Below are 251 nucleotides of genomic sequence, written 5' to 3' on the forward strand. Positions count from 1 at the left end.
GCCGGCTGGCCGCTGAAGTCCGATACGTACGGCGGCTCGTTCCTGTATCACATGGACAACAACCAGGTCGTGGTCGGCTTCGTGGTCGGCCTCGGCTACACGAACCCGTACCTGTCGCCGTTCGAGGAATTCCAGCGCTACAAGATACACCCGTCGATCCGCGCGTTCCTCGAAGGCGGCAAGCGCGTGTCGTACGGCGCGCGGGCGATCACCGCGGGCGGGCTGCTGTCGCTGCCGAAGACGGTGTTCCC

General features: G+C 65.7%; 1 pseudogene. It reads left to right on the forward strand.

Annotated elements, in window-relative coordinates:
• Window positions 1-251: pseudogene (locus DIE06_RS38080) on the forward strand (electron transfer flavoprotein-ubiquinone oxidoreductase); the annotation flags it as partial.

The organism is Burkholderia sp. Bp8998 (genome assembly GCF_003854235.1).
Taxonomy (GTDB): domain Bacteria; phylum Pseudomonadota; class Gammaproteobacteria; order Burkholderiales; family Burkholderiaceae; genus Burkholderia.